This is a genomic window from Enterobacter sp. BIDMC92 (genome assembly GCF_001030225.1).
In the GTDB taxonomy this organism is placed as follows: domain Bacteria; phylum Pseudomonadota; class Gammaproteobacteria; order Enterobacterales; family Enterobacteriaceae; genus Enterobacter; species Enterobacter sichuanensis.
Map to the genome: position 1 here is coordinate 4,033,316 of NZ_KQ087598.1, position 22,022 is coordinate 4,055,337.

General features: G+C 58.1%; 18 protein-coding genes. 6 read left to right on the plus strand and 12 right to left on the minus strand.

Translation table 11 applies throughout. The features are described 5' to 3' along the window. Positions 1-21 precede the first annotated feature (21 nt). On the minus strand, positions 22-423 hold the full coding sequence (locus SP99_RS18830; protein WP_045285897.1) for a transthyretin-like family protein: 402 nt from the start codon (positions 421-423) through the stop codon (positions 22-24). 109 nt (positions 424-532) lie between these two features. Then, the gene (locus tag SP99_RS18835) at positions 533-2,707 is read right to left on the minus strand and encodes a YgiQ family radical SAM protein (protein WP_045285898.1); all 2,175 of its coding nucleotides are present in this window, start codon (positions 2,705-2,707) and stop codon (positions 533-535) included. A gap of 199 nt (positions 2,708-2,906) precedes the next feature. Here SP99_RS18835 and SP99_RS18840 point away from each other — a divergent pair, with 199 nt between their 5' ends. Next, positions 2,907-4,382 (plus strand): TrkH family potassium uptake protein, encoded by a 1,476-nt coding sequence (locus SP99_RS18840; protein WP_047959471.1) that lies wholly within the window; start codon positions 2,907-2,909, stop codon positions 4,380-4,382. Between the two features lie 31 nt (positions 4,383-4,413). On the opposite strand, the gene ftsP is transcribed toward SP99_RS18840, so the two are convergent. The 4 genes from ftsP to SP99_RS18860 all read right to left on the minus strand — a co-directional run bounded on the left by ftsP (position 4,414) and on the right by SP99_RS18860 (position 9,565). Further along, positions 4,414-5,826 carry a cell division protein FtsP gene (gene ftsP / locus SP99_RS18845; protein ID WP_045285900.1) on the minus strand — a complete coding sequence of 471 codons (1,413 nt, stop codon included), beginning with the start codon at positions 5,824-5,826 and terminating at the stop codon, positions 4,414-4,416. Between the two features lie 58 nt (positions 5,827-5,884). Then, positions 5,885-6,622 carry a 1-acylglycerol-3-phosphate O-acyltransferase gene (gene plsC / locus SP99_RS18850; protein WP_025758488.1) on the minus strand — a complete coding sequence of 246 codons (738 nt, stop codon included), beginning with the start codon at positions 6,620-6,622 and terminating at the stop codon, positions 5,885-5,887. A 164-nt stretch (positions 6,623-6,786) separates the two neighbouring features. Next, positions 6,787-9,045 (minus strand): DNA topoisomerase IV subunit A, encoded by a 2,259-nt coding sequence (gene parC, locus SP99_RS18855; protein ID WP_045285901.1) that lies wholly within the window; start codon positions 9,043-9,045, stop codon positions 6,787-6,789. A 118-nt stretch (positions 9,046-9,163) separates the two neighbouring features. Beyond that, positions 9,164-9,565, minus strand: a complete 402-nt coding sequence (locus tag SP99_RS18860) for a YgiW/YdeI family stress tolerance OB fold protein (RefSeq protein WP_025758490.1) — start codon at positions 9,563-9,565, stop codon at positions 9,164-9,166. 138 nt (positions 9,566-9,703) lie between these two features. Here SP99_RS18860 and qseB point away from each other — a divergent pair, with 138 nt between their 5' ends. The 4 genes from qseB to SP99_RS18880 all read left to right on the plus strand — a co-directional run bounded on the left by qseB (position 9,704) and on the right by SP99_RS18880 (position 12,742). Further along, on the plus strand, positions 9,704-10,363 hold the full coding sequence (gene qseB, locus SP99_RS18865) for a quorum sensing response regulator transcription factor QseB (RefSeq protein WP_045285903.1): 660 nt from the start codon (positions 9,704-9,706) through the stop codon (positions 10,361-10,363). Then, a complete protein-coding gene (gene qseC, locus SP99_RS18870) occupies positions 10,360-11,709 on the plus strand; it encodes a quorum sensing histidine kinase QseC (RefSeq protein ID WP_047959472.1) in 1,350 nt (449 codons plus the stop codon). Before qseB ends, qseC begins: the two co-directional genes overlap by 4 nt. Before the next feature lie 105 nt (positions 11,710-11,814). After that, on the plus strand, positions 11,815-12,396 hold the full coding sequence (locus SP99_RS18875) for an NAD(P)H-dependent oxidoreductase (protein WP_008502985.1): 582 nt from the start codon (positions 11,815-11,817) through the stop codon (positions 12,394-12,396). A 31-nt stretch (positions 12,397-12,427) separates the two neighbouring features. Further along, on the plus strand, positions 12,428-12,742 hold the full coding sequence (locus tag SP99_RS18880) for a putative quinol monooxygenase (protein ID WP_025758496.1): 315 nt from the start codon (positions 12,428-12,430) through the stop codon (positions 12,740-12,742). Between the two features lie 96 nt (positions 12,743-12,838). Here SP99_RS18880 and SP99_RS18885 read toward each other — a convergent pair whose 3' ends face one another. From SP99_RS18885 to SP99_RS18905, 5 genes are read right to left on the minus strand one after another with little or no spacing between them, the layout of a single operon-like run. After that, positions 12,839-13,726 (minus strand): MurR/RpiR family transcriptional regulator, encoded by an 888-nt coding sequence (locus tag SP99_RS18885; RefSeq protein ID WP_047959473.1) that lies wholly within the window; start codon positions 13,724-13,726, stop codon positions 12,839-12,841. Continuing rightward, entirely contained in the window at positions 13,723-14,673 is a 951-nt protein-coding gene (locus tag SP99_RS18890) for an iron-siderophore ABC transporter substrate-binding protein (RefSeq protein WP_025758500.1), read from the minus strand. Before SP99_RS18890 ends, SP99_RS18885 begins: the two co-directional genes overlap by 4 nt. 9 nt (positions 14,674-14,682) lie before the next feature. Beyond that, positions 14,683-15,723, minus strand: coding sequence for a FecCD family ABC transporter permease (locus tag SP99_RS18895; RefSeq protein ID WP_047959474.1), 1,041 nt, complete (start codon positions 15,721-15,723; stop codon positions 14,683-14,685). Next, positions 15,720-16,703, minus strand: a complete 984-nt coding sequence (locus SP99_RS18900; protein ID WP_047959475.1) for a FecCD family ABC transporter permease — start codon at positions 16,701-16,703, stop codon at positions 15,720-15,722. The genes SP99_RS18895 and SP99_RS18900 overlap by 4 nt, the downstream gene beginning before the upstream one ends. Then, positions 16,700-17,509, minus strand: a complete 810-nt coding sequence (locus SP99_RS18905; RefSeq protein WP_047959858.1) for an ABC transporter ATP-binding protein — start codon at positions 17,507-17,509, stop codon at positions 16,700-16,702. The genes SP99_RS18900 and SP99_RS18905 overlap by 4 nt, the downstream gene beginning before the upstream one ends. Positions 17,510-17,893: 384 nt before the next feature. Between SP99_RS18905 and SP99_RS18910 the strand changes: the two genes are divergently transcribed. Beyond that, complete coding sequence (locus tag SP99_RS18910) at positions 17,894-20,035, plus strand: TonB-dependent siderophore receptor (protein WP_047959476.1); 2,142 nt, start codon at positions 17,894-17,896, stop codon at positions 20,033-20,035. A gap of 83 nt (positions 20,036-20,118) precedes the next feature. Here SP99_RS18910 and parE read toward each other — a convergent pair whose 3' ends face one another. Beyond that, positions 20,119-22,011 (minus strand): DNA topoisomerase IV subunit B, encoded by a 1,893-nt coding sequence (parE, locus tag SP99_RS18915; RefSeq protein WP_047959477.1) that lies wholly within the window; start codon positions 22,009-22,011, stop codon positions 20,119-20,121. Positions 22,012-22,022 lie beyond the last annotated feature (11 nt).

Genomic DNA, 22,022 nt, shown 5'->3' on the forward strand with positions numbered 1-22,022 from the left:
TTACACCGGGCTCGTTTTAATCTATAAACCGGACTGACATCTCGCTTCTCCGGGGAGGTCAGGCAAGGTGCAAATAACGTTAAACGCTTTCCCTTCAAGTTCATGTGGTCCGCCGAGACCGCCGCCTGCTTCTGCTTCATATTCCTTTCCGTTGACACTTATCTGGAGCGGGGTGCGATAAATCCAGTCCATCGGACCTATTGGCAGAAAGAAGATCCACTCATGCTGGCTCTGAAAAGCAAAACGACCGTTGTCGTCAGAAAGCGTTTGCTCCCTCTCTAATGTTATTTTAGCGCCCGGGACTGGCTTACCTGCGCTGTCGATTAGACGTCCTTCCACTTCTGGCTGTGTCTGGCGGTGCATTACACAACCGCTTAACGTCAGGCCAATCAGCATCGCTCCCGTTAACTTCATTATTTTCATGTTGGGCCTCCTGCTCTTATGCAGAAAAAAGCCGGGTGGCGTCTGCGCCTTACCCGGCCTACGCGCTGAACTGTAGGCCCGGTAAGCGCAGCGCCACCGGGCAATATGTCTAGCCGCTCTTACGTTTTACGTTTTTCTTCGTTCCCGCCCCACCGTTCGAACGCTGATGCACAATCGGCGTGTGCTTGGTCAGCGCCGGGCGCGTATTGCGGTTCTGGCGACGCGCTTCGCGCATCTCCTCAAGCGTAGGCGCCGGCACCAGGCAGTCGCGGCGCGAGCCGATCAGGTGCTTTTTGCCCATCTCTTCCAGCGCCTGACGGATCAGCGGCCAGTTTTTCGGATCGTGATAACGCAGCAGCGCTTTGTGCAGACGACGCTGTTTATCCCCTTTCGGCACCACCACCTCTTCGCTCTTATAGCCAATCTTACTCAGCGGGTTTTTGCCGGTGTAATACATGGTCGTCGAGTTGGCGAGCGGTGAAGGATAGAAGTTCTGCACCTGATCCAGACGGAAGCGACGCTGCTTCAGCCACAGCGCCAGGTTCACCATATCCTCATCACGCGTGCCAGGGTGCGCCGAGATGAAATATGGGATCAGATACTGCTCTTTGCCCGCCTGCTTCGAGTAGGTGTCGAACAGCTCTTTAAAGCGGTCGTAGCTGCCCATGCCCGGCTTCATCATCTTCGACAGCGGGCCTTCTTCGGTATGCTCCGGCGCAATCTTCAGATAGCCACCCACGTGGTGCGTCGCCAACTCTTTGATGTAGCGCGGATCTTCCACAGCGATATCGTAACGTACCCCGGAAGCGATCAGGATCTTCTTGATGCCTTTCAGATCACGCGCGCGGCGGTAGAGGTTGATCGTCGGCTCGTGGTTGGTGTCCATGTGCTGACAGATATCCGGATAGACGCACGACAGGCGGCGGCAGGTCTGCTCCGCGCGCGGCGACTTACAGCGCAGCATATACATGTTGGCGGTTGGGCCGCCAAGGTCGGAAATCACGCCGGTAAAGCCCGGTACGGTGTCGCGAATGGCTTCGATCTCATTGATGATCGAATCTTCAGAGCGGCTCTGAATAATACGTCCTTCGTGCTCGGTAATGGAGCAGAAGGAGCACCCGCCGAAGCAGCCGCGCATGATGTTGATCGAGAAGCGGATCATCTCATACGCCGGGATACGGGCGTTGCCGTACGCCGGGTGCGGCACGCGCTTGTAAGGCAGCGCGAAGACGCTGTCCATCTCTTCCGTGGAGAGCGGGATCGCCGGCGGGTTGATCCAGATAAAGCGCTCGCCGTGCTTCTGCATCAGGGCGCGGGCACAGCCCGGGTTGGTTTCATGGTGCAGAATACGGGACGCGTGCGCGTAGAGCACCTTGTCGGCTTTCACCTTCTCGTAGGACGGCAGCAGCACATAGGTTTTTTCCCACGGTTTCGGGCGCGGCGGCTGAACGACGATCGCCTTTGCCTCCGCCTTCTTTGGCTCTACCGGCTTGTTATCGGCACACGGCAGATCTTCACCATATGGGTGGGGGATCGGGTCGATTTTGCCCGGCATATCGATGATGCGGGAATCCACCCCGCTCCAGCCCGGCAGCGCCTCTTTCACCATGATCGCGGTATTGCGAACGTCGCGGATGCTGCTCACCGGCTCGCCCTGCGACAGACGGTGCGCCACTTCCACCAGCGGACGCTCACCGTTACCGTAAATCAGCATGTCGGCTTTGGAATCCACCAGCACCGAACGGCGCACGGTATCTGACCAGTAGTCGTAGTGCGCGGTGCGGCGCAGGCTCGCCTCGATGCCGCCCAGGATCACCGGCACGTCTTTCCAGGCTTCTTTGCAGCGCTGGGTATAGACCAGCGTGGCACGGTCAGGACGTTTACCCGCTACGTTATCCGGTGTGTAGGCATCGTCATGACGCAGCTTACGGTCGGCGGTATAGCGGTTAATCATTGAGTCCATGTTGCCTGCGGTCACGCCGAAGAACAGGTTGGGTTTACCCAGACGCATAAAGTCGTCTTTGCTGTTCCAGTCAGGCTGGGAGATGATCCCCACGCGGAAGCCCTGCGCTTCAAGCATACGGCCGCAGATGGCCATGCCGAAGCTCGGGTGGTCAACGTAGGCATCGCCCGTGACCAGAATGATATCGCAGCTGTCCCAGCCCAGTTGGTCCATCTCTTCCCGGGACATCGGCAGGAACGGCGCCGGTCCAAAGCAGGCCGCCCAGTACTGGGGCCAGGAGAAGAGGTCACGATCCGGCTGGATCAGGGAAATTGCGCTCATAATGCTTCCGAAGAAAAAATAGACAAAAGGAGCCGGATTATACGCTGTTCATCCGCCAGATTTGAAGAAAAGGATGCAGCAAGCAGGCAGATATTCACAGAAGTCGTTAAAATACGCCGCCCTGATAATTTTGAATCATAATATTCACTATATTTTCCGGTGATTTGCCCCGGAATACGTGTTTGCGCGGAGCTCACCTGTGAAGCCCAACGATTCGTTACATGTCTCCCAGTTGCGGGTGGTCCTTCACCTCTGTGGTTTTCTGGTGCTGCTGTACAGCCTCTCCATGCTGCCGCCGATGGTGATCGCTCTGCTGAACAAAGAGCGAACCTACTTTGCGTTTTTGACCACCTTTTTGACCTTTTTCAGCCTCGGTGGGATGGCGTGGCGGGCCACCCGTCACGCCGGTATACAGCTGCGTACCCGCGACGGTTTTGTCATTATCGTCCTGTTCTGGCTGCTGTTCTCATTCATTAGCGCCATGCCGTTATGGATGGATGACGGCCTGCAGCTCTCCTTTGCTGACGCGCTCTTTGAAGGGGTTTCCGGGATCACCACCACGGGCGCCACGGTCATCGGGGACGTTAGCGCCCTGCCTAAGTCCTACCTTTATTACCGCGCACAGCTCAATTTCATAGGCGGGTTAGGCGTTATTGTGCTGGCCGTCGCGGTTCTGCCGCTGCTGGGCATCGGTGGCATGAAGCTGTACCAGTCAGAAATGCCGGGGCCGTTTAAAGAGGAACGCCTGACGCCCCGGCTCGCCGATACCGCACGCACGCTGTGGGTAACGTACTTAGCGCTGGGGGTGGCCTGTACCCTGGCCTACTGGCTGGCGGGAATGTCCTTTTTTGACGCAGTCTGTCACGGGCTTTCAACCGTATCGTTGGGGGGATTTTCAACCCGCAGCGAAAGCATCGGTTTTTATGACAGCCACGCGATTGAGCTGGTCGCCGGTGCGTTTTCCTTGCTCTCCGCCTTCAACTTCACGCTCTGGTATGTTGCTATTGCCAGACGCACGCTAAAGCCGATTCGTCGCAGCCCGGAGGTCAAATTCTTTCTGAGCGCCGCCGGGGTGATTATTCTTATCACCGCCTGGCAGGTCTGGCATGCCGGGATGTATGACGCCACGGATAGCCTGGTGCACGCCTTCTTCCTTGCCAGTTCGATGATGACCGATAACGGCCTTTCAACAGCGGATTATGCCCACTGGCCTGCGCACACCATTTTCCTGCTGTTGAGCGCCAGCTTTTTTGGCGGCTGCGTAGGCTCGACCTGCGGCGGGATCAAGGCCCTGCGTTTTCTGATTATGTTCAAACAGAGCATTCAGGAGATGAATCAGCTGGCGCATCCGCGGGCGCTGCTGAGCATCAAGGTTGGCAACAGCGTAGTGAATGAGCGCGTCCTGAGATCGGTATGGAGCTTCTTCTTTCTCTACGTGATGATTACGGGCTTTTTCGTCTGGGCGCTCAATCTGATGGGCTACGACCTGTTTACGTCATTCGCGACGGTTGCCGCCTGTATCAACAACATGGGGCTGGGCTTTGGCGAAACAGCCTCAACCTTTGGGACGTTAACAGAAGGGGCTAAGCTGTTGATGTGCGCGGCGATGATCTTAGGGCGTCTGGAAATTTACCCGGTGCTGATTCTGTTTTCGCGCTTTTTCTGGCGGGCTTAAAACATTCCCGGCGAACCGGGAATGTCGGAAGTTATGGCGCGGGATTGATCAGCATTTGCCCCACGGAGCCCCTGTCCATCATCTCCAGCGTCTGGCTGTGGAACAGGAACGGGAAGTGCGGCCACGAAGGCTGACCATAGTAGACGAGCAGTTCAACCTGACCATCCACCCAGACGGTATCTTTCCAGCCGCGGTCTTCCGGGAACGGCATCGCACCGTTCACGTTGCGGATCAGGAATGACACGCCTTCAATATGGAACGACTGCGGCATGTCCGAGCGAACAATCCAGCGCTCCCAGGTGCCCTGCTGCGCGGTAATGTCGATACGGTTGACGTCCCACAGCGCGCCGTTGATGCCCGGATCGTCGCCCAGGCTGATATCACGGCTGCGCACCGGCGAGCCGCTCATGATCTCCTGCGGCAGCAGGCGCATGGGCAGGCTGTCGGTCACCAGCGGCAGCAGGCCGGTTGGGCGCAGGGTCAGCACGAGGGTGGAAACCAGAATACTCGATGGCTCAAAGAACCCGCGAATACGGTCCACAATGCTCGCCGCTTCGCCGCAGGTGACAGAAACTTCATCCCCGTTGGTCATATCAATGAGGATTTCACGGCGCTCACCCGGCGAGAGGGCCAGCTGTTTAACGGACACCGGTGCCGGTAAAAAGCCCTGATCGCCGGAGATGACGTGCAGCGGACGGCCATCGCTCATCTGGAGCTGATAGCGGCGCGAGTTAGAGGCGTTGAGCAGGCGTAGGCGTACCCAGCCGCGCGAGACTTCTACGTAAGGGCTTTGTGCACCGTTAACTAGCAGCGTATCGCCCACAAAGCCACCGCTGCCCGGCTCGCTGTATTCCGGCGTACCGAAGTTATCCAGCCGTTTGTCCTGGATAATAATCGGGAAGTCGTCCACACCGTAGTGGTTCGGGATCGGCAGAGATTTACTGACCTCATCTTCCACCAGCCACATACCGGCCAGGCCGTTATAGACCTGCTGCGCCGTACGGTTAGGGGTGTTGGCGTGGTACCACAGGGTGGCCGCGCTCTGACGGATCGGCAGCACCGGCGCCCAGTCGGCGTTAGGCGACATCATGCGCGCCGCGCCGCCAATCAACGGGCCCGGAACCTGTAAACCGCTGATGGTCATGGCGACATTTTCAGACGTACGGTTGCTGTAGATGAGCTTAACGTCATCGCCATTCCATACGCGGATGGTCGGCCCAAGGTAACGTCCGTTAATGCCCCAGACCGGCGCGCGGGTTCCCTGGGTGAAGGACCAGTGGCTGCGCTGCAGCGTCAGGAAAAGCGGCTGACCGCGACGGGATTCAATCAACGGCGGAATGGGCAGCGGCTGCTGCTGCCCGGCGGCGCTGGCTGTCAGCGGCATCGCACCCGCACAAAGGGCGATCCCCGAAGCCTGAATAAACTGACGCCGACTGAGTGACATATAAGCTCCATCTGAAACGACTAACAACGCGGGAATTCGTTTTCCCTTCAACGCCGGGTTAAATCTTACCGGCGGCTTCTCTCTCTGCGACTTCTTTGTCGAGCAGCGCAATATGCTGAGCCATCAGCTCACGGCAGTGTGCTGCCAGCTCGCGCACCTGGTCTTTACCGTATTTGCTGGTATCAACGGGTGGCAGCATCTCGACAATCACCAGCCCGTTATTCAGGCGGTTAAGATTAATCTTATTAGAAGTATTGGAAACGCACACAGGAATAATTGGAACACCTGCCGCAATTGCGGCATGAAACGCCCCGGTTTTAAACGGCAGCAAGCCGCGACCGCGGCTGCGCGTTCCTTCCGGGAACATCCAGATTGAGATTTTGCGCTTTTTAAAATGATTCACCACTTCCGCAATGGTGCTGTGCGCTTTTGCACGGTTATTACGGTCGATCAGCAGGTTGCCGGTAAGCCAGTACAGCTGACCGAAAAACGGGATCCACAGCAGGCTTTTTTTCCCCACCGTCACGGTCGGCGGAAGGACAATATTGGACGCCGTTACCATATCGTAGTTGTTCTGATGGTTAGCGATATAGATGGCGTTACCGAAATTCTCCGCCCCTTCAGGCAGACGTTTTTCAACCTTCAGACCAAACAGTGGCGCCAGACGACCGAACATATGACCAAAAGTGGCAACATGCTTCGGATTACGCGGGCTGAACAGGCAATAAACAGAGCCGAAAACACAGACCAGAATGCAGTAGATAACGGTAAGAATGAGACGAACAATGTATAGCATAGCGACCTCTGAAGCCCTGACAGCTGACAATTATACTTCACCTGTGGCCAGGTAAGGACTTTATTACGAGCGCGTATTGTTAATCGCAACGCACGAATTAACAACGATTTTACGGGAAATTTTATTGAAATTCCCCCTCCGGACAGAGGGGGGATATCACGACATCACTCTTCGCTGTCACCCGCGGAGCTGCGTGCAGGAGAGTCAATCTCCACGCGGTCGATACGCTGCAGGCCGCGCATCAGCGAGCCGCGGCGACCGCGCTCACCCACCACTTTCTGCAGCTCTTCCGGACGAAGTTTGATTTTACGCTTGCCGACATGGATGGTCAGCGTGCTCTGCGGCGGCAGAAGGAAGAGGTGCGCCAGGCCATCTTCGCCTTTCGCGGCTTCCGCCGACGGGATGTTGATGATCTTGTTGCCCTTGCCTTTTGATAGCTCCGGCAGATCGCTGACCGGGAACATCAGCATACGTCCGGCGGTGGTGATCGCCAGCAGCATATCGCTTTCGTTCTCGATCACCAGCGGCGGCATGACGTGAGCGTTGTCCGGCAGGCTAATCAGCGCCTTACCGGCACGGTTACGCGAGACCAGATCGTTAAAGGTACAGATAAAGCCGTAACCCGCATCAGAGGCCAGCAGCAGTTTCTGGTCATCGGCTTCCATCAGCATATGGTCAACCGTCGCCCCCGGCGGCAGCGTCAGCTTACCGGTCAGCGGTTCGCCCTGCCCGCGCGCGGATGGCAGCGTAATCGGGTCGATGGCATAGCTACGCCCGGTGGAGTCGATAAACGCCACCGGCTGGTTGCTCTTACCTTTCACCGCCGCTTTGAAGCTGTCGCCCGCCTTGTAGCTGAGCCCCGGCGCGTCGATATCGTGCCCCTTGGCGCTGCGCACCCAGCCGCTCTGCGACAGCACAATGGTCACCGGTTCGGACGGCTGCATGTCGTGCTCGTTCATCGCCTTCGCTTCTTCGCGCTCGTGCAGCGGAGAACGACGGTCGTCACCAAACGCGTCGGCATCGGCCTGCAGCTCTTTCTTCAGCAGGGTATTCATCTTGCGTTCGGACGCGAGGATCGCCTGCAGCTGATCGCGCTCTTTTTCCAGCTCGTTCTGCTCACCGCGGATCTTCATCTCTTCCAGTCTGGCGAGATGGCGCAGCTTCAGTTCGAGGATCGCTTCGGCCTGGGTTTCGCTGATGCCAAAACGCGACATCAGGGCAGGTTTCGGCTCGTCCTCAGTACGGATGATCTCAATCACCTCGTCGATATTGAGGAACGCCACCAGCAAACCTTCGAGGATATGCAGGCGCTTAAGCACTTTCTCCAGACGATGGTTCAGACGGCGGCGAACCGTATCGCGGCGGAACGTCAGCCATTCGGTGAGGATCTCCAGCAGGTTTTTCACCGCCGGGCGTCCGTCGAGGCCAATCATGTTCAGGTTGATGCGGTAGCTTTTTTCCAGATCGGTGGTGGCAAACAGGTGGTTCATCACCTGCTCCATGTCCACACGGTTAGAGCGCGGCACAATCACCAGACGGGTCGGGTTTTCGTGGTCGGATTCATCGCGCAGGTCATCCACCATCGGCAGCTTTTTGTTGCGCATCTGGGCGGCGATCTGCTCCAGCACTTTAGCGCCGGAGACCTGGTGCGGCAGCGCGGTGATCACCACGGCGCCGTCCTCTTTGGTCCACACCGCGCGCATGCGCACGGAGCCGCGACCGTTCTGGTAAATTTTACGGATTTCCGCGCGCGAGGTGATGATCTCGGCTTCGGTCGGGAAGTCCGGCCCCTGCACGATATCCAGCAGCTCATCCAGCGAGGTTTTCGGTTGCTCAATCAGGGTGATGGCGGCATTCGCCACTTCACGCAGGTTGTGCGGCGGAATATCCGTCGCCATACCAACGGCAATACCGGTGGTCCCGTTCAGCAGGATGTTCGGCAGACGCGCAGGCAGCATCTTCGGCTCCTGCAGCGTGCCGTCGAAGTTTGGCACCCAGTCAACGGTGCCCTGCCCCAGCTCGCCCAGCAGCACTTCGGCATATTTAGACAGACGGGATTCGGTATAACGCATCGCCGCGAAGGATTTCGGATCGTCCGGCGCCCCCCAGTTCCCCTGACCATCCACCAGCGGATAGCGGTACGAGAACGGCTGGGCCATCAGCACCATTGCTTCATAACAGGCGCTGTCACCGTGCGGATGGTATTTACCCAGCACGTCACCGACGGTACGGGCGGATTTCTTGAACTTGGCGGTAGCATTCAGCCCCAGTTCGGACATCGCATACACGATGCGGCGCTGTACGGGCTTCAGGCCATCCCCGATAAACGGTAACGCCCTGTCCATGATGACGTACATGGAGTAGTTCAGGTAGGCGTTTTCCGTGAATTCATGTAGCGCGAGGCGCTCTGCCATATCGCTCATTACGTGTGATTCCTCAACTCAGAAACCGATGGGTTTCAGGCAATATTGCCGCAGATACTACCCTATCTGACGAGTTGAGTCACAAAGAAAAAGGGCCGCTCAGGCGGCCCTTTCCGGGTTATTTGTTCAGCTTAATGATCTGCTTCACGTCGATTTCAAAATCGTTCCACTCTTTATCGACCTTGCCCTGGATTTCAACTTTATCCTGCGGGGTGACGGTCACGCCGTTCCAGCGCTTGTGGTCAATCTCCACATTTACCGTGCCGGTCTCATCGCGGAAGGTGTAGCGGTCGTCGGACAGGCGCTGGGTAATGTTCCCGCGCAGCTTCACCCAGCTGTCGTCTTTCATCTCTTTAACCTTCACCGCGGTGGTGAGGTTCGCGTCATTATCAACAAACCCGCCTGTCTGCGCGTGAGTTTGAGTTTGCGTGGCTGACGGGCCGTTAAATCCGCCCTGGGCAGCAAAAACAGGGGCAGTGGTCATCATCATGATGGCAGCAATCGCAGCGAATTTTTTCATATTAACTCTCCCTTTAATCTGGTTTCGCAAACCATTTAACAGGGTAATCCTTAACAACTTCTTAAGGGGAAAATTTATTTATTTTTACTGTACAGCAGGCGGATTCAGAGGGTTTACTGACGGCATCAAGGAGGGAATATGCGCATTTTACTGGTAGAAGACGACAAGCTCATTGGCGACGGCATCAAAACGGGCTTAAGCAAAATGGGCTTTAGCGTGGACTGGTTTACCGATGGAAAAACCGGCCAGGCCGCACTCTACTCTGCACCTTACGATGCCGTGGTGCTGGACCTGACGCTGCCGGAAATCGACGGTCTTCAGATCCTGCGCGCATGGCGAGAAAGCGGCCGCAGCGAACCGGTATTGATCCTGACCGCGCGGGATGCGCTTAACCAGCGCGTCGAAGGGTTGCGCCTGGGCGCGGATGATTATCTCTGTAAACCGTTCGCGCTGATCGAGGTGGGGGCCCGCCTCGAAGCGCTGGTCCGCCGCAGCCACGGCCAGACGCGCAGCGAGCTGCGCCACGGAAAGGTCACTCTCGACCCGACAAGCCTCGTCGCCACGCTGGAGGGGGAAACGCTGACGCTCAAGCCCAAAGAGTTTGCCCTGCTGGAGCTGCTGATGCGCAATGCCGGCCGCGTGCTGCCGCGCAAAGCGATCGAAGAGAAGCTCTACACCTGGGACGACGACGTCTCCAGCAATGCGGTGGAAGTCCATGTCCACCATCTGCGCCGCAAGCTTGGCAGCGAGTTTATCCGCACCGTGCACGGCATCGGCTATACCCTGGGTGACGCATGAAACTGACGCAACGCCTGAGCCTGAAGCTGCGCCTGACGCTCCTCTTTTTAGCGCTCTCCCTGACAGCATGGTTTGCCGCCAGTCTGGTGGCCTGGCAGCAGACGACCCACAAGCTGGATAAGCTGTTTGATACCCAGCAGATGCTGTTCGCCAAACGGCTGCTGACGATGGATCTGGACGAGATCCGTGCCCCTGAGCGCATGCGCGAGATCCCGAAAAAAGTGAAACATGGTCGTCTGGATGACGACGCGCTGGCTTTCGCCATTTATGCCGTCGACGGCAAAATGATCCTCAACGACGGCGAAAACGGGCGCGATATCCCGTATCACTATCGTCGTGACGGGTTTGATAACGGAAGGCTTAAAGACGATAACGATGAATGGCGTTTCTTATGGCTGACGTCACCCGACGGGAAATACCGCGTGGTGATCGGCCAGGAGTGGGAGTACCGCCAGGAGATGGCGCTGGACGTGGTCAGTTCACAGCTCACGCCCTGGCTGGTGGCGCTGCCGGTGATGCTGCTGTTGCTGATTGTCCTCCTGAGCCGGGAACTGAAGCCGCTGAAAAAGCTGGCCCAGACCCTTCGCGCCCGCTCGCCGGATGCCACCGATACTCTGCCGACGCAGGGTGTCCCTGCGGAAGTGCGCCCCCTGCTTGACGCGCTGAATCATCTCTTCGCACGTACCCAGGAGATGATGATCCGCGAGCGTCGTTTTACCTCCGATGCCGCTCACGAGCTGCGCAGCCCACTGGCGGCCCTGAAAGTGCAAACTGACGTGGCGCAACTCTCTCTGGATGACCCGCAGGCGCAGGAAAAAGCGCTTTCGCAGCTTCATGCGGGGATCGACCGCGCCTCCCGGCTGGTGGATCAGCTTCTTACGCTCTCGCGTCTGGATTCGCTGGACAATCTGGAAGATGTCGAACCCATCACGATGGCCGATTTACTGCAGTCAGCGGTGCTGGATATCTGGCATCCGGCTCACCAGGCGGGCACGGATATTCGCCTGAACATTCATGCCCCGGAGGTGACACGCACGGGTCAGCCACTGCTGATGAGCCTGCTGGTACGTAACCTGCTGGATAACGCGATTCGCTACAGCCCGCGCGGCAGCGTGGTGGACGTGACGCTGGACGCCCGGAGCTTCACCGTGCGCGACAACGGCCCGGGGATTTCCCCCGAGGCGCTGGCGCGTATCGGCGAGCGGTTTTATCGCCCGCCCGGCCAGGATGCTACGGGCAGCGGGCTGGGGTTATCCATTGTGAAACGTATTGCTGCGCTACATGGACTGCGTGTCTCGCTGAACAATGCGCCGGAAAGGGGCCTGGAAGTCAGGGTCAGCTGGTAAGGGATTATTGCGTTTAATGCAAAAGACTTTGCACATTTTGCTCATTTTACCGTCCCGCCCTCGCGCGTAGAATACTCGCCATACTCTCATCGACGAGGACAAATAATGAGCAACATTCTGATTATCAACGGCGCGAAAGAGTTCGCGCACTCGAAAGGCCAGCTGAATGACACCCTGACCGAGGTCGCGGACGGTTTCCTGCGCGACGCCGGGCATGATGTTAAGGTCGTGCGCGCGGACAGCGATTACGATGTGAAAGCCGAAGTGCAGAACTTCCTGTGGGCTGACGTGGTGATCTGGCAGATGCCTGGCTGGTGGATGGGCGCACCGTGGACCGTGAAAAAATACATGGACGATGTCTTCACTGAAGGTCACGGCTCGCTGTATGCCAGCGACGGCCGCACCCGCTCAGATGCGTCTAAAAAATACGGTTCCGGCGGCCTGATTCAGGGCAAAAAATATATGCTGTCGCTCACCTGGAACGCCCCGCTGGAAGCTTTCACCGAGAAAGATCAGTTCTTCGAAGGGGTGGGCGTTGACGGCGCGTACCTGCCGTTCCACAAGGCTAACCAGTTCCTGGGCATGGATCCGCTGCCGACCTTTATCGTCAACGACGTGATTAAAATGCCTGATGTCCCGCGCTATATCGCAGAATATCGCAAGCATCTCGCGGAAATTTTTGCTTAACTGGTAACCTGGAATTAAAGGAGTAGTCACAATGCTTACCGTTATTGCAGAAATCCGTACTCGTCCAGGTCAACATCACCGCCAGGCGGTGCTGGATCAGTTCGCGAAAATTATCCCGACCGTACTGAAAGAAGAAGGCTGCCACGGCTACGCGCCGATGGTGGATGCCGCCACTCACGCCAGCTTCCAGGCGACCGCACCGGACTCGATCATCATGGTTGAGCAGTGGGAAACCGTCGCGCACCTTGAAGCGCATCTGCAGACCGCGCACATGAAAGCGTGGAGTGATGCCGTGAAAGGTGACGTGCTGGAAACCCACATCCGCATTCTGGAGCAAGGGGTTTAAATTTGTGGAATTTGCCGGGTGGCACTGCGTTTACCCGGCCTACAAAACCTGAACCGTAGGCCCGGTTAGCGCCAGCGCCACCGGGCTTTGTTGTTTTTAGCTGCTTTTCTTCCCCGGTTTTAACCCACGGTGTAGCTCGTTAATGCGCTTCATGGACCTGATGGTGCGCTGCGGCTCGGTGGCGGCGACGGATAAAATGAGCATCTCCAGACACAGCAACACCGTGCCATGGAGCGGAATTTTACCCTTTTCACCGCCGCGCGGGACGTGGATCACTACGCTTGCCTCTTTACTGAAACGTGAATCCAGCGCGTTGGTCAGCAAAATGGTGGGGATGCCCAGACGTTTCGCTTCACGCAGCGTAGTTTGTCCTTCCCGGTGCGCGGATTTCTGCGCCATCATCACCAGCACGTCGCCGCGCTGAAGCGCTATCAGCTGTTCAGCAAGGCCTATCCCGGTGCGATTAAGCGGCGTGGCGGGCAACCCCATCCGGCTGAACAACCTGGCGGTGTACTCGGCCAGAATGCCGGAGGCGCCAATCCCAAACAGGGCGACCTGCCTCGCCTGTGCCAGCAGTGAGACCGCCTGGGCCATCGCGTAGCGGTTGTGCGGTTGCGACAACACCTCGCAGGTGTGCTGGTGCCCTTCCAGCACAAAATCGATACTCGCATTCACGTCGCTGGTGAGCGTATTGACCGTAGAGGAGATTTTTTCGCTCGAGGTCACCACCGGACCAAACCACTGCTCCAGGGTCTGCTTGAGATCGCGCAGTCCGGCAAAACCCAGCGCCTGGATCGCGCGGACCACCGTGGCGTCTGACGTTTTAAGCTGCGTGGCGATCTCCATTGCCGTCTGCTCCATCACCGCTTCGCGATTGTCATGAATATAGCGGGCGACCTGCAGCAGACGCGGTGTCAGCTGATGCGCCCGCGCGCGAAAACGTTCGCCATAAACATCCACGCGACCTTTCTCTTTGCGGATCACCGTGATGCCTCCGGCAGCGGACGCCCGGCAATCTGCGACTGTACCTGCGCGGCCATCAGCCCTAACGAGGCGAACGAATTCGAGATGGCCTCCTCGCGCGAGATCAGCACGTAGTGTCCGGTCCGGCAGGCGTTCAGGAACTGGCACCAGCCCGGCATCACGGCATCCATTGCCGCCAGCTCATCCTGGGGTTTTCCGCCAGTGTCCCCGCGCCAGGTAGCAAAGACAAAATCGGCATCCAGCTCCGGCAGGCGCTCGGCGCTGACGTCAATGCGCCCTCCGTCCGGGATGCTCTCAATCAACGGCGGGAATGTGAATCCTGCGTCGCGCAGCACGCGTCCAAGCGAGTGGTAGCTGTGCATGGCGTTAATTTTCCCCTGGTTGGCCTGAATGACCGACACGGTGATATGGCGGGTGTCGAGGGTTGCCTTCAGCGCTTTGATTTGTTCCTGATAACGGCGCTCCAGGATTTTCAGCCGCGCCTGCGTACCGGTAAGCTGCGCCAGCTTGCGGTAGATTTCCGGCGCACCGCCGTCGAGGTGATCGATACTCACCGTCGGGGCAATTTTCGCAAGCTGTTCCACCGGCGTATTACGGGTCGGCTCGGTAATGATCAGGTCAGGTTTGGCGGCGGCAATGGCTTCAATGTCGATATCGGCCGTGCCGATAAATTTGATGTCTGAGTTATCGAAATCGACGCCCGTCAACATTCCGCTGGAGCGCAGAAAGTGGCTACCGTCCGGGCGCGTGCGGCCATGGCTTGCGACCGGTGGCACGCCAAGCTCAATCAGCGGAATGGTGATATCCAGATCATGCAGCGAGACGATCCGCTTTGGGTGAAGCGGCACAACAACCTTACGTCCCAAATCGTCGGTAAATGTTTGAGTCGGCTCCGCCGCACTCACTGCAAACCCCACCAGCAACAGCATCGAAAAAAGTACGCGCATTATCGTCCTCTAAAATCTGTCCCGGCGCTGCCAGAGCAGCAGCAGGAAAAACGGTCCGCCAATTAATGAAATGACAATGCCCGCCGGCAGTTGCAGCGGGAGGAATGCCAGCCGTCCAATGTTATCCGCCAGCAGCACCAGCAGCGCTCCCAGCACGGCACTGCCCGTCAGGAGCGCGGTTTGACCACCGCGCAGCAGCAGGCGCGCCATGTGCGGGGCAATCAGCCCCACGAAGCCAATACTGCCCACGCAGGAGACGCAGGCCGCCGTCAGCACCAGCGGGGCAAGAACCCGCAGCAGCGCCAGCCGGCTGGTACGAACCCCAAGGCCCGTTGCCGTTTGGTTGCCGAGCAACGCCACGTCCGCGGCACGGGCGGTAAACAGCAGCAGCGCAAACGCGGGGACAGTCCAGAGCGCGGCCAGCCCCACCAGCGTCCAGTTTGCCGCATGCAGGCTTCCCGCCAGCCACAGCATCGCCGTCTGCACGTCGCGCACGTCAGCGGTGGTGATAAAAACCCCCATTGCCGCGGCAAAGGCCCACGACACGCCAATACCGATCAGAATAAATCGCGGGCGCGAGATATCCCGCGCCAGGGCTATCACCAGCAGCGCGGTGAGCAGCCCCCCGGCCATCCCGACCAGCGGACGCCACGCCAGGCTCAGCGCCGGGAACTGAAAAATCAGCAGCAGTACCGCTGTGCTACAGCCCTCTTTCACGCCGATCAGTCCCGGATCGGCCAGGCCATTGCGGGTGATGGACTGCATGGCCGCCCCTGCCATGCCGAGCATTGCGCCGCACAGGATCGCCATCAGCAGACGCGGCAGACGGATGTCCATCACGATGTAGCGCGTCTCTGTCGTCAGACTTTCAGGCATAAACAGCGCGCGTCCGATGGCGGAGCTGGGAATAGGCAGGGAACCGTGCGTCAGGCCAAAACCGGTCAGCAGGCAGGCGGCCAGCGTCAGGATTGCAAGACACGCCAGCGCCTTTGGACGAACCAGCGCCGAGAAGGTGCCAACGCGCAATGCACGCAGTCCGGCGCGGTTCATTTAAACATCCTCGACGCCATGAAGATAAAGACGGGGGCGCCAACCAGGGCAGTCATGATGCCGGTTGCCAGCTCCCAGGGCGTAAACAGCGTCCGGGCCGCGATATCCGCCAGCAGCAGAACCAGCGCGCCGCACAGCGCAGACAGCGGCACCATCACCCGCAGATCGACCGACACCAGACGGCGAATGAGCTGCGGCACCACAAGGCCAATAAAACCAATCGGCCCGGCGATGGAGACGGCCGCGCCGCAGAGCAGCGCGATAGCCAGCAGAGCGAGCAAACGGGTTTTCAGCAGCGATACGCCAAGCCCCTGCGCCATGTTGTCGCCAAGCGCCAGCATATTGAGCGAAGGCGACAGCGCAAGAGCGAGAACAAAACCGGCAGTGGCGGCCCACAGGGCGCTCTGCAGCGTCTGTGCGTTGACCCCGGCGACATCACCCGCCAGCCAGGTGCGCAGGGAGAGCAGCGTTTGTTCGTCCAGAATCAGCACGGCGGCGGTCACTGACGAGGCAAAGGCCGACATCGCGACGCCGCACAGGGTGACTTTCATCGGCGTGAGTCCGGTCCGCCCGGAAGAGGAGAACACCAGTACCAGCAAAAACAGCGTGGCGGCACCGGCAGCGGCAACAAGCGGCTGCCCCACTGGCAGGGTCAGGCCCAGCGCGCTCGTCAGCACCACCGCCAGCGCCGCCCCGGCATTGAGCCCCAGAATATGCGGCTCAGCCAGCGGGTTGCGGATGACCGACTGTAATAATACCCCCGCCACGCCCAGCGCCGCGCCAACGATCGTGGCCACCATCAGGCGTAACAGGCGCAGCCTGATGATGATGTTATGGTCGAAATTGTGCGGGTCGAAAGCGAAAAAGGCCTGGGCCACTGTCCAGGGCGGAATAACACGCGCGCCAGTTCCCAGATGGGCAATCGCGCCCGCCGTCAGCAGTAAGACAAAAAGGATAAATGCCAGAGAGGTGCGGATCATTTTTCAGCGACCTGGCGAAACGGCATAAAGAACGGTTTGCCGGTTAACGGGTTGATGGACATATGCACGTCGACATCGAACACCGCTTTAATAAGCTCTGGCGTACAAACGTCCCCCTCATGCAATACCCCCTCCACCTTTCCCTGGCGTAAAAAGACCAGCGTATCGCCATAGTTCACGGCGAAGTTAAGATCGTGCAACACCACCAGCACGGTACGCCCGTGCTCACGCGTCAGCGTATGTAGCAGTTCGAGGATCTCCACCTGGTAGCGAAGATCGAGAAAGGTGGTGGGTTCATCCAGCAGGATATACGGCGTTTGCTGCGCCAGCGCCATCGCGATCCAGCAGCGCTGTCGCTGACCGCCGGACAGGCTTTCTACCGGCATATGGGCAAACGCTGCCGTACCGGTCAGCCGCAGGGCCTCTTCCACCGCCAGTTCGTCCTCTTCGCTCCACTGGCGCATAACGTTTTGCCAGGGATAACGACCGCGCGAGACCAGTTCAAAAACGGTTAACCCTTCCGGCAACAGCGGGGATTGCGGCAGAATGCCAAGCTGACGGGCGACCGCTTTGGTCGGCTGCTCATGAATGGCTTTGCCGTCCAGCAGCGCGGCCCCCCCAAGCGGTCGCAGCAGCCGCGCGATAGTGCTCAACAGCGTGGATTTCCCGCAGCCGTTCGCTCCTACCAGCACCGTCATTTTCTGCTGAGGGATCGCAAGGGTGAGCCCATCAATGATGATTTTTTTCTGATACCCCGCAGAGAGGTTCTCCAGAACCAGTCCCGGTTTGTTTGTGTTGTGAGCCACGTGAATGCCAACGTAATGAAAAGCCAATAAATAAAAATAAAACTCATTCTCTTTTGAGAGTTTGACGCTGCGCCATGTAGTAGTCAAGCGAAGAAACACCCTGTAAAAACCAGGGGGAAACGGACAAGCAAGCGAGCTCGGATAGCTTTATATCAACTTTATTTTCAATAAATTAACTCTGTCGCCGTTACGCTTTATCTCCTTATTTCTAGCTGTAGTCGATTTATGCTTTTTTCCATTTACTACTACATCTGCTCATGATTGAATGATTCTCAATTACATGTCCGATGCCAGTTCTGGCTAACGGGCAGACCGTAAGGGGCAATGACTCACACATTCTTCCGCGAAACGTCTTTTGCGGAATATTTCGGGATAACAGATGTAATGGCTACGTTCACACCTTCACTCTCTGGGGTAAAAGGGCGCGCGCTCTTTTCACTGCTGTTTATGGCGCCGCTGGTGCAGGCAGCAGACACCACCACGGCTAAAGACGGCGAAACGCTGACCGTCACGGCCGATCCAAATACTACGGCGGACGCCACGAACGGCTACCAGCCGCTGAATACCTCCACCGCCACGCTAACCAACATGCCGATGCTGGATATCCCGCAGGTGGTGAATACCGTCAGCGATAAGGTGCTCCAGGATCAGCACGCCACCACGCTGGATGAAGCGCTCTACAACGTCAGCAACGTGATGCAGACCAACACGCTGGGCGGCACGCAGGATGCGTTTGTGCGCCGCGGGTTTGGCGCGAACCGCGACGGCTCGGTCATGACCAACGGTCTGCGCACCGTGCTGCCGCGCAGCTTTAATGCCGCAACCGAGCGCGTGGAAGTGCTGAAAGGCCCGGCCTCGACGCTTTATGGCATTCTCGATCCCGGCGGGCTGATTAACGTGGTCACCAAACGCCCGGAACAGCGCTTCGGCGGGTCGATTTCTGCCACCTCTTCCAGCTTTGGCGGCGGCACCGGACAGGTTGACGTCACCGGCCCGATTGACGGCACGCGGCTGGCGTATCGCCTCACGGGCGAATATCAGGACGAGGATTACTGGCGTAATTTTGGTAACGAACGCAGCACCTTTATCGCTCCGTCGCTCACCTGGTTTGGTGACGATGCCACCGTGACCGTGCTCTATTCCCATCGCGACTATAAGACGCCGTTCGATCGCGGGACGATCTTCGATCTCAACACCAAACAGCCGGTAAACGTGGATCGTAAAACCCGCTTTGACGAGCCGTTTAATATCACTGACGGGCAGTCGGACCTCGCCCAGCTCAACGCGGAATATCGTCTCAACAGCCAGTGGACCGCAAAGTTCGACTACAGCTACAGTCAGGATAAATACAGCGATAATCAGGCCCGAGTGATGGCCTATGATTCAAAAACCGGCAACCTGACCCGCCGTGTGGATGCCACCCAGGGATCGACCCAGCGCATGCACAGCACCCGCGCGGATCTGCAGGGGAATGTGGATATTGCCGGTTTTTACAATGAGATCCTGACCGGCGTGTCGTATGAAAATTACGATCTGCTGCGCACAGACATGATGCGCTGTAAAAACGTGAAAGATTTCAACATCTACCACCCGACGTATGGCAACCTCGGCAAATGCACCACCGTGTCGGCGTCCGACAGCGATCAGACGCTCAAGCAGGAGAGCTACTCGGCCTACGCGCAGGATGCCCTGTACCTGACCGACAACTGGATCGCCGTCGCCGGGCTGCGCTATCAGTATTACACCCAGTACGCAGGTAAAGGTCGTCCGTTCAACGTCAATACCGACAGCCGCGACGAGCAGTGGACGCCAAAGCTGGGGCTGGTTTACAAGCTCACGCCATCCGTCTCGCTGTTTGCCAACTACTCACAAACGTTTATGCCGCAGTCGTCGATTGCGAGCTACATCGGTGATCTGCCGCCGGAAACGTCGAATGCCTATGAAATGGGTGCAAAATTCGATCTGTTCGATGGGATTACCGCCAATATCGCGCTGTTTGATATTCACAAGCGCAACGTGCTGTACACCGAGAGCATTGGCGGGGAAACCATCGCCAAAACCGCGGGACGCGTGCGCTCTCAGGGTGTGGAGGTGGATCTTGCCGGGTCGCTGACCGAGAACACCAATATCATCGCCAGCTATGGCTATACCGACGCGAAAGTGCTGGAAGATCCGGACTATGCCGGCAAACCGCTGCCGAACGTGCCGCGCCATACCGGCTCCCTGTTCCTGACCTATGATATTCACAATGCGTTTGCCGGGAATACCCTGACGCTGGGCGGCGGCGGGCATGGCGTAAGCCGTCGTTCCGCGACCAACGGGGCGGATTATTATCTGCCGGGCTATTTCGTGGCGGATGCGTTTGCGGCGTATAAGATGAAGCTGCAGTATCCGGTGACGCTGCAGGTGAACGTCAAAAATCTGTTTGATAAGACCTACTACACCTCATCTATCGCCACCAACAATCTGGGTAACCAGATTGGCGACCCGCGCGAAGTGCAGTTTACGGTGAAGATGGAGTTTTGATGTAAAAAAGCCCGGTGGCGCTAATGCTTACCGGGCCTACGATCCATTCCCTCTCCCTGTGGGAGAGGGTTAGGGTGAGGGCATCAGGCCTCAATATCCGCCATATCGCCTTTCTCCTGCAGCCAGTTACGACGGTCTTCCGAACGTTTCTTGGCAAGGAGCATATCCATCATGGCGTTGGTTTGCTGTTCGTCTTCGTCGCTGATCGTCAGCTGTACCAGACGGCGGGTGTTCGGATCCAGCGTCGTTTCGCGCAGCTGCATCGGGTTCATCTCGCCCAGCCCTTTAAAGCGCTGTACGTTTGGTTTGCCCTTCTTACGCTTAAGCTGTTCCAGCACGCCCGCTTTCTCTTCTTCCGTCAGCGCGTAGTACACCTCTTTGCCGAGATCGATACGGTATAGCGGCGGCAGCGCCACGTAGACGTGACCGTTTTTCACCAGCGTGCGGAAGTGTTTCACAAACAGCGCGCACAGCAGCGTAGCGATGTGCAGACCATCGGAGTCTGCATCCGCGAGGATACAGATCTTGCCGTAGCGCAGCTGGCTCAGATCGTCACTGTCAGGATCGATGCCGATCGCCACCGAGATATCGTGCACTTCCTGCGAGGCCAGCACTTCATCAGACGAGACCTCCCAGGTGTTCAGGATCTTACCCTTGAGCGGCATGATCGCCTGATATTCGCGATCGCGCGCCTGCTTGGCCGATCCCCCTGCCGAGTCCCCTTCCACGAGGAACAGTTCGGTACGGTTGAGATCCTGCGCGGTACAGTCCGCCAGTTTACCCGGCAGCGCAGGGCCGCTGGTCAGCTTTTTACGCACCACTTTCTTGGCCGCACGCAGACGACGCTGGGCGCTGGAGATGGCCATTTCGGCCAGCATCTCCGCCGCCTGCACGTTCTGGTTCAGCCACAGGGTAAACGCATCTTTCACCACGCCGGAGACAAAGGCCGCGCACTGACGTGAAGAGAGGCGCTCTTTGGTCTGCCCGGCAAACTGCGGATCCTGCATCTTCACGGAGAGCACGTAGGCGCAGCGATCCCAGATATCTTCCGCCGAGAGCTTCACGCCGCGCGGCAGGATATTGCGGTATTCGCAGAACTCGCGCATCGCATCCAGCAGACCCTGACGCAGGCCGTTGACGTGGGTCCCGCCGAGCATCGTGGGGATCAGGTTAACGTAGCTTTCGTTCAGCAGCTCGCCACCTTCCGGCAGCCAGAGCAGCGCCCAGTCCACCGCTTCGGTGTCACCGGTGAAATTACCGACGAACGGTTTTTCCGGCAGCGTCGGCAGGCCGTTTACCGCTTCGCACAGATAGTCATTAAGGCCATCTTCGTAGTGCCAGCTCTGCTCGGTGTTGTTAACGTGGTCTTTGAAGGTGATTTCCACGCCAGGGCAAAGCACCGCTTTGGCTTTCAGCAGGTGCGTCAGGCGGGAAACAGAAAAACGCGGGCTGTCGAAGAAGCTTTCGTCAGGCCAGAAGTGGACGCTGGTGCCGGTGTTGCGTTTACCGCACGTGCCAACCACCTGCAGATCCTGCACCTTCTCGCCGTTCTCAAACGCGATGTTGTACACCTGACCGTCGCGACGAACGTTAACTTCCACGCGTTTCGACAGGGCGTTGACGACGGAAATGCCCACGCCGTGCAGACCACCGGAGAACTGGTAGTTTTTATTGGAGAACTTACCGCCCGCATGCAGACGACAGAGGATCAGCTCGACGGCAGGCACCCCCTCTTCCGGGTGGATATCCACCGGCATGCCGCGCCCGTCGTCGATAACTTCCAGCGACTGATCGGCATGCAGGATGACGTCAACGCGTTTGGCATGACCCGCCAGCGCTTCGTCCACACTGTTATCAATAACTTCCTGGCCCAGATGGTTTGGGCGCGTCGTATCGGTGTACATCCCCGGGCGGCGGCGAACCGGCTCTAGCCCGGTGAGGACCTCAATGGCATCTGCGTTATAGGTTTGCGTCATGATTTAAACTA